Genomic DNA, 8,145 nt, shown 5'->3' on the forward strand with positions numbered 1-8,145 from the left:
TTTCTTTTGGGTACTTTTCTTTGGCGAAGCAAAGAACAAGTACCTCGGCCGCCGGGCCGAGACCCGGCCTCCGCCCTGTACCAAGGCATGTCGCAATCCAGGCACGCCAATTCCCGGCCTCCACCGGCAACATCACAGGAGAAGCAACCACAGACCACGATGTCACCCGGCCAGAGCAGCATAAAGCCCCGTCACCCGGTCCATGCTAGACAACAAATTCTCACTCGCCACAAACACCTCCGACACCTGCCGCGCCGTGCTGCCCGCCACCCCGCCGGCCTGCATCCGCTGCAGCGCCGCATCGAAGAAAACCCACTGCCCATCCGCCAGCAGCAGCTCCTGCCGGATCCGGTCGTTCGCCTCCGGCGCCTTGCGCAGTACCTCGGTCGCCGCAATGAATTCGGTGCGCGCCTTGGCAATCTCGGCGGCGGCAACGGCCGCGTCCACCGGCAGCTGCGCGGCCAGGTAGAACTTGGCCATGCGCTGGCTCAGCATGCGCTGGCGGCCGGCCACGTTGACCAGGTGGCCCACGGGCTTGCCCGAGGCCGACTCGTACTGCACCGTGCCCTGGTGGGCCAGGGCCAGCACCTTGGCGTCGGCCTGCAGCATCGCTGTCGCTCCGGCCAGGGCGGGCGTGCCGGTGAGCAGCGTGGCCTTGTGCGCGGACCAGGCGGCGTCGAGCTGGCCGTAGGTGTCGCGGATCGTGGGGTTGGGGGCATAGGCCCTGAGCTCGGCAAGCTGGCGCTCGAACAGGGCCACGGACTGCTCCAGCACCTGGCGCGCGGCGGGCTCCTGCACCTTGTGCGCCAGGGCCAGCCAGGCCTTGCCCATGCGCTGGCTCAGCATGCGCTGGCGCCCGGCCTTGTTGATGGCATCGTTGAGGTTGGCAACCTGGGCATGGGCGGGCCGGGACGCCACCAGGGCCAGGGTGCCGGCCACGGTGGCGGCGCCTGCGGCGGCACCGGCCTTCAGCAGCAAGGTCCTGCGCTGCAGGGCGGGCGACAAGGTCGTGGAGGGCATGGGCGTTTCCTTTCTGGTCATCTGGGCTGCAACAGGGCTCATTCCGTGGCGGCCGGGCCGAACATCAGCTGGTCGCGGATCTCGTCCACCGTGCGGCCCTCGCGCAGCAGCTCGAAGTACCAGCTGCCGTCCACCGTATCGCCATAGAGGCAGGCGCCCACGAGCTTGTCGTCCTTGATCACCAGCTTTTTGTACGAGCCGCTCACCGGGTCGCTCATGACGATCTCCTCGGTGCCTTCGCCACCCTGAAAATCGCCGGCGCTGAACAGGTCGATGCCCGTCACCTTGAGCTTGGTGGAGGTGAGCGAGCCCTGGTAGCGGTCGATGCCCATCTCTGCCAGATGGTTGGCCAGCACCTTGCCCTGTTCGAACAGCGGCGCGACGAGGCCATAGGCGATGCCGCGGTGCGCGGCGCACTCGCCCACCGCATAGATGCGCGCGTCGGTGATGGTCTGCAGCGTGTCGCTGACCACGATGCCGCGGTTCACATGCAGGCGCATCTTCTCGGCCAGCGCCGTGTTGGGGCGTATGCCCACGGCCATCACCACCAGGTCGGCAGGCACTTCGCTGCCGTCCTTGAATTTCACCGCGGTCACGCGGCCCTCGGGGCCGCCCACCAGCTCCGCGGTCTGGGCATTGAGCAGGAACTGCATGCCGCGCTCCTGCAGCGACTGCTGCAGCATGCCGCCCGCCACCTCGTCGAGCTGGCGCTCCATGAGCGTGTTGCCCACATGCACCACGCTCACCTGCATGCCGCGCTTGACCAGGCCGTTGGCCACTTCCAGGCCCAGCAGGCCGCCGCCGATGACCACGGCATGGCGGTAGGTGGCCGCGGCCGCGATCATGGCCTCGGTGTCGGCGATGTCGCGGTAGGCCAGCACGCCATCGAGGTCCTTGCCCGGCACGGGCAGGATGAAGGGGTTGGAGCCCGTGGCCAGGATCAGGCGGTCGTACTCGGTGCTGATGGTCTCGCCGCTGGCGCTGGTGGCGTGCACGATGCGGCGCACGCGGTCCACCTCGGTCACGGTGAAGCCGGCATGCAGCGTGATCTGGTGCTCTTCGTACCAGGACCAGTCGTTGAGGATGATCTCGTCGATGGTCTGCTCGCCCGCGAGCACGGGCGACAGCAGGATGCGGTTGTAGTTGGGGTGCGGCTCGGCGCCGAACACCGTGATTTCGTAGAGGTCGGGGGCGATCTTGAGCAGCTCTTCCAGCGTGCGCACGCCGGCCATGCCGTTGCCCACCATCACCAGTCTGGATTTTTTCATCGCAGCCCCCCACAGCACCTGTCAAAAACACAAACAAAAAAGGCGTCCACACCGTGCTGCACCGAGAAAACCGCTCGATACCGCAGATGGGGACGCCTTCGTCCTTGCAGGCCGGGGTGCGCCATTGCACCGGGAGCCCGCGGGGCCCTTGCGGGCCGTGCCTGCAAATAAGCAATGGATGTGCCAGCCGAGTGCCCCGCTGCGGGGCGCGCCGGGCCTGCCGGTCAGCGCTGGGGGCGGCCCCAGGGTGGTGCCCGGTGCACCATGCTGCACCGCACCATCTTGGGGCTATCGGGTCTGGTCTGCCTTGCTGGGGTGCCTGTGCGCACCAGCTTGGGCATGAAAGATGCTTGCCTGTGGTGCATGAGTTTTGAACTGGATTTCGGCTGTATCTCGCAGGCCGGCCGCAAGGAGGGCAACGAAGACTTTGCCGCCCTGGTCGAGGGCCAGGGGCGCGACCATGCGCGCGGTGCCATCGCGGCCCTGGCCGATGGTGTGAGTGCGGGCGGCAAGGGGCGCGAGGCGGCGCAGACCACGGTGCGCACGCTGCTGTCCGACTACTTCGCCACGCCCGAGACCTGGGACACCACGGTGGCCCTGGACCGCATCCTCAGTGCCCACAATGCCTGGCTTGCGGCCATGAACCGGCGGCGCCAACCTGCCGTGGGCCTGACCACGCTCACCGCCATTGTGCTGCGCGGCCAGTCCTACACCGTGGCCCATGTGGGCGATACGCGGGCCTACCTGCTGCGCAACGCAAGGCTGCAGCAGCTCACGGCCGACCATGTGATCGCGCAGCGCGACCTGGCGCACCAGCTCACGCGCGCCCTGGGGCTGGACGACCATGTGGTGGTGGACTACAGCCAGGGTGAGCTGCAGAGCGGCGACCTGTTCCTGCTGGTGTCCGACGGTGTGCACGGCAGCCTGCCCGAGCGCGAGCTGCGCAGCCTGATGCGCCAGGGCCTGGCACCGCAGGCCTTGTGCGAGGAACTGGTGCGCACGGCGCTGCGCCGCGGCAGCAGCGACAACGTGACCGCCATGGCCGTGCAGGTGCGTGGCGTGCTCGAAGCCACCTTGCAGGACGAGTCGCGGCGCGCCCAGGAACTGCCGGTGCTGCCCCTGCTCAAGGTGGGCGATGCGGTCGATGGCCTGGTGGTCACGGCGCTGGTGGCCGACAGCGGCATCCACCGCATCTACCAGGTGCGCGACCCCGCCACCCAGCGCCTGTATGCACTCAAGACCTTGAACCCGCAGCGCGCCCACGATGGCGAGGAGCGCGCCACGCTGGCGCACGAGGCCTGGGTGGCGCGGCGCATGCAGTCGGGCAGTGCCGCGGCCCACCTGGCCTGCCTCAACGACTGGCCAGCCCCGGCATCGGGGGCCGGCAGCAGCTTCTTTTACCTGCTGTACGACTGGCACCGCGGCGAAACCCTGGGCCAGCAGCTGCGCCGGCGCCAGCCCTTTGGCGTGGCCCGCACCGTGAGCGTGCTCACCCAGGCCGTGCGCGTGCTCGGCCTGCTGCACCGCCAGGGCGTGGTGCACCGGGACATCAAGCCCGACAACCTGCACCTGGGGGACGATGGCGTGCTGCGCGTGCTCGACCTGGGCGTGGCCCTGAGCGGCCGCGAGCCCGAGGCCACGCGGCTGCTGCACGCCGGCACGCCGAGCTACATGAACCCCGAGCAATGGCCCGGCTATGAGCGCAGCGCCGATGGCGAGACCGGTCGGCTGCCCGATGCCGGCAGCGATCTGTTCGCGCTGGGCGTGACCCTGTACCAGTTGCTCAGCCATGGCCGCCTGCCCTATGGCGAGGTCGTGCCCTACCAGATCGGGCGCTACCACCGCGACCCCGTGGCGCCGAGCCGGCACAACCCCGAGGTGCCGATCTGGCTCGACCAGATCGCCCTCAAGGCCGTGGCGCGGCACCGCGCCCAGCGTTTCGAGACGGCCGAGGAGCTGCTGCTGGCGCTGGAGCGCGGGGCCTCCAGGCCCCTGCACGCCCACGCACCGCAGGCACCGCTGATGCAGCGCGACGCCACGGCGATCTGGAAGATCGCGCTGGCGGTGAGCGTGCTGGTGAATCTGTTGCTGGTGTATTGGGTGTTGTTTTTGCCGAGGTGAGGTTGGGCGCGCGGCCCCCTTTTAGCTGACGTGAGGGCAACGCTGCGCGTTGGCTGGCTGGCGCCAGCTCAGGCGCTTCGCGCCACCCTCCCTTTCGCTGGAAGCGGGGCAAGCGCTGTCGCGCTTGCCGGCTGCGCCGGTCACGCGCTGCGCGCGCGGCCCCCCTTCTCTGCCCACGTGCGCGTCCAGCGGATCTGCATCACGCGCAGCAGCACCAGCATGGCGGCGGCGCAGACGGCGATGGAGACAAAGCCCCAGAGGTAGCTGCCGCTGTACTGGCGCGACAGGCCCATGGCGTTGGGGATGAGGCCGCCGCCCAGGGCGCCGATCTCGCCGATCATGGAGCCGGCCACGGCGGTGGACAGGGGCCAGCGCAGGGGCACCAGCTGGAACAGGGCGCCGTTGCCCGCACCCAGCGCGGCAAAGCAGACCAGGAACAGCAGCATGGTCACCGGCAGCGACTTCTCGGCCAGGCCGCACAGCACCAGGCACACGGTGGTGATGGCCAGCACGCCCGTGAGCGTGTTCACACCGCCCCACAGGTCCGACAGCCAGCCGCCGAAGATCCGCAGCGCAGCGCCCAGGAAGGCAGCCATCATGGTCAGCTGGCCTGCCTGCACCTTGCTCACGCCGAACTGGTCGTAGAAGTAGGTGGGCATGAAGGCGATGAGGCCGATGAAGCCGCCGAAGGTCACGGCATAGATCAGGCTGAAGGCCCAGCCATCCTTCTCGAACAGGCAGGCGATGTGCTCGCGAAAGGACGAGTGGGGCGCGCGGTCGGGCGGCTCCTTGGCGTAGATGGCCATCACCAGGGCCGGTACGGCCACGCTCACGGCGGCGAAGCCATAGACCGACTGCCAGCCGAACTTCTGTGCCAGCACCGGGGCCAGCAGCGCGGACACGGCCGTGCCCACGTTGCCGGCGCCCACGATGCCCATGGCCAGGCCCTTGTAGCGCGGCGGGAAGGAGCCCGAGCCCAGTGACAGCGCCACGCCGAAGCTGGCCCCGGCCACGCCCAGCAGCACGCCCATGGCCAGCAGGTCGTTGTAGTCGTTGACGAACAGGTAGCCATAGCCCATGGCGATGAAGATGCCGGCCATCTCTACCAGCGTGGCGTTCTTGCGCCCGATGTACTGGGCCAGGATGCCCAGCGGAAAGCGCATCAGCGCGCCGGCGAAGATCGGGATGGACAGCATGATCCCCATCTGCGTGGGGGTGAGTTTCAGGCTCTCGGTGATGAACGGCGCCATGGCACCGTTGATGACCCATACGGCGCACGAAAAGGCGAAGTAGAGGAACGCGGACCACAGCGTGGGGGCGTGGCCGGATTTGAGGAAGTCCCGAAATTGAAGCATGGATGTCTCGCGTGGAAAGGGGCGTCGGCAGGCAGGGACGGTGGGGACCGGCCTGCCCGCAGCGCGGCTCTGTACCGTGGCTTGCTGCGGAAAAATGGAAAAACAAAAAGGCGTCCGCATGGAGTGCGCGGGCCGATGGGCCAACGACTCTCCATGGGGACGCCTGCGTCCTGTGTTCGCCGGATGCGCCTTTGCACCCGGTTGCACGAACGGCCAACTTCGGCCGTACCGTGATCGAAGCAAGGCGTGTGCCAGATAGTGGTGCGTGCCGTGGTGCCAAGGCGATTCACTGCCAAGTGCTTGATTCCATTGGGCTGCCTGCTATGGAATTTGCGTCGCATGGCGCGCCTGTGGGCCGCCGTGGTGCGGGGGCCGAGCCTGGGGGGCGGCGGGGTGCACCAAGGCCTGCACCAGCCTGGGGATGACCGCATTGCGCAAATGTTGTTTGCGCGATCGGATGTTTCTTCCTAGGATGTTTTTACCGCTGCAGGCCCCGGGCCTGGTTCCACGGCCGAAGACAGCGGGGACGAGATGACATCCTTGGAGGGAATCCAATGCGCGTGAATCTGCCCGTCAGTACCCAGGAGTACGTTTTTCCCAAAGGCGAAACCCTGGTCTCCACGACCGATCTCAAGGGCCGCATCCTCTACTGCAACCCGATGTTCATCGAGGTCAGCGGTTACGAGAAGGAAGAACTGCTGGGTCAGCCCCACAACATGATCCGCCACCCGGAGATGCCTGAGGAGGCCTTCCGCGACATGTGGGAGACCATAGGCAACGGCCACCCGTGGTCGGCCGCGGTCAAGAACCGGCGCAAGGACGGCAGCTTCTACTGGGTGATGGCCAACGTCACGCCGCTGATGCAGGGCGACCACCCCACGGGCTACATGTCGGTGCGCACTGAGGCCTCGCGCGAGCAGATCCAGGCGGCCGACCGGCTCTACGCCACCATGCGGGCCGAGAAGGAGCGCGGCAGCCTGGTGCACGTGCTGCGCAACGGGCGCCTGGTGCGCAACACCGCCTGGGGCGCCCTGGCGGCCCGGTTCAAGCTCGGGCCCCTGGGCAAGATGTGCATGTGCCTTGCGGTGCTGGTGCTGGCGGCCTGGGGCGCGGCCGACCTGGGCGGGCACAATTTCTCGTTCGGCTCCACCCTGGCCTGGGTAGGCGTGCTGGCACTGGCCATGGGCATGGCCTGGTACCTGCACAGTGCCACGGTGGCACCGCTGTTCCAGATGCTGGGCTGGGCCAACCGCATGGCCGCGGGCGACCTCACGCAGAAGATCGAGGTCTCGCGCGACGACACGGTGGGCAACCTGCAGAAGGCGCTGTCGCAGCTCAATGTGAACCTCTTGTCCATCGTGCGTGATGCGCGCCAGGAGAGCGAGCGCATGCAGGTCTCCACGCGCGAGATCGCGCAGGGCAACCAGGATCTGTCCTCGCGCACCGAGAACCAGGCCAGCAACCTGCAGCAGACCGCGGCGTCGATGGAGGAGATCACCGGCACCGTCAAGCACACGGCTGAATCGGCACGCCAGGCCACGGTGCTGGCCACGCAGGCCACCTCGGTGGCCGAGCGCAGCAACCAGGCGGTCGATGGCGTGGCCGAGACCATGAAGCAGATCCAGACCGCGTCGGGCCGCATCGGCGAGATCACGCAGCTCATCGACAGCATCGCGTTCCAGACCAACATCCTGGCACTCAATGCCGCCGTGGAGGCGGCGCGCGCGGGCGACCAGGGGCGCGGCTTCGCCGTGGTGGCCTCCGAGGTGCGCAGCCTGTCGCACCGCACGCTGTCGGCCGCCAAGGAGATCCGCCAGCTCATCGACGACTCGGCCACCAAGGTCGAGGAGGGCCACCAGAAGACCGACACGGCGCAAAAGACCATGAGCGAATCGCTGGAACTGGTGCGCCGCGTGAACACGCTGATCGGCGAGATCCACAACGCCTCCAACGAGCAGCTCACGGGCATCTCGCAGGTCAATGCCGCCGTGGCCCAGCTCGACACCATCACGCAGCAGAATGCCGCGCTGGTGGAGGAGAACGCGGCCTCGGCCATGGAGTTGCAGGGCCAGGCCCAGTCGGTCACCGAGACCGTGGCGGTGTTCCGCCTCGACGCCTCGGCGCCCGCCCAGGCCCAGGACGCCGTGGCCTTGCGCAAGGCCATGAAGTCGTCGTCTTCACAAAGGGCACTCGTTTCGGCGTGACAAGCCTTTGAAACTGGCGCGCCCAAGGCCAGTGCTCCCACGCAAGGGCTGCCCCGCCGCGCCGGGAGGGGGGTGAAGGCGCGCAGCGCTCAGGGGGGTGCTTAGCAGGCTGTTGAATTTCATCCCCGTAAAACCTGGCGTTCAAGAGCATCGTTGTAGATACTGACGACTCCCTCA

4 protein-coding genes and 1 pseudogene are annotated in these 8,145 nt (G+C 67.9%); 2 read left to right on the top strand and 3 right to left on the bottom strand.

What is annotated here, in order from left to right; all coding sequences use genetic code 11:
• Nucleotides 1-162 precede the first annotated feature (162 nt).
• Both AC3WOH_RS34645 and AC3WOH_RS34650 read right to left on the bottom strand, forming a co-directional pair.
• Nucleotides 163-1,020, bottom strand: a complete 858-nt coding sequence (locus tag AC3WOH_RS34645; RefSeq protein ID WP_492233864.1) for a type IV pili methyl-accepting chemotaxis transducer N-terminal domain-containing protein — start codon at nucleotides 1,018-1,020, stop codon at nucleotides 163-165.
• 56 nt (nucleotides 1,021-1,076) lie between these two features.
• A pseudogene (locus AC3WOH_RS34650) lies at nucleotides 1,077-2,288 on the bottom strand (NAD(P)/FAD-dependent oxidoreductase); the annotation flags it as partial.
• Between the two features lie 363 nt (nucleotides 2,289-2,651).
• Here AC3WOH_RS34650 and AC3WOH_RS34655 point away from each other — a divergent pair.
• Entirely contained in the window at nucleotides 2,652-4,409 is a 1,758-nt protein-coding gene (locus AC3WOH_RS34655; protein ID WP_492233865.1) for a bifunctional protein-serine/threonine kinase/phosphatase, read from the top strand.
• A gap of 140 nt (nucleotides 4,410-4,549) precedes the next feature.
• Here the strand turns inward: AC3WOH_RS34655 and AC3WOH_RS34660 are convergent, their stop codons facing one another.
• On the bottom strand, nucleotides 4,550-5,764 hold the full coding sequence (locus AC3WOH_RS34660) for an MFS transporter (protein ID WP_184865451.1): 1,215 nt from the start codon (nucleotides 5,762-5,764) through the stop codon (nucleotides 4,550-4,552).
• Between the two features lie 554 nt (nucleotides 5,765-6,318).
• Between AC3WOH_RS34660 and AC3WOH_RS34665 the strand changes: the two genes are divergently transcribed.
• The gene (locus AC3WOH_RS34665) at nucleotides 6,319-7,968 is read left to right on the top strand and encodes a methyl-accepting chemotaxis protein (protein WP_492233866.1); all 1,650 of its coding nucleotides are present in this window, start codon (nucleotides 6,319-6,321) and stop codon (nucleotides 7,966-7,968) included.
• The last annotated feature ends 177 nt before the right edge of the window (nucleotides 7,969-8,145 follow it).

Source organism: Acidovorax sp. FW305-C-20-28 (assembly GCF_058783375.1).

Coding starts and splice junctions, on each gene's coding strand:
- AC3WOH_RS34645 (WP_492233864.1), bottom strand. CDS start 1,020: ATGCCCTCCACGACCTTGTCGCCCGCCCTGCAGCGCAGGACCTTGCTG.
- AC3WOH_RS34655 (WP_492233865.1), top strand. CDS start 2,652: ATGAGTTTTGAACTGGATTTCGGCTGTATCTCGCAGGCCGGCCGCAAG.
- AC3WOH_RS34660 (WP_184865451.1), bottom strand. CDS start 5,764: ATGCTTCAATTTCGGGACTTCCTCAAATCCGGCCACGCCCCCACGCTG.
- AC3WOH_RS34665 (WP_492233866.1), top strand. CDS start 6,319: ATGCGCGTGAATCTGCCCGTCAGTACCCAGGAGTACGTTTTTCCCAAA.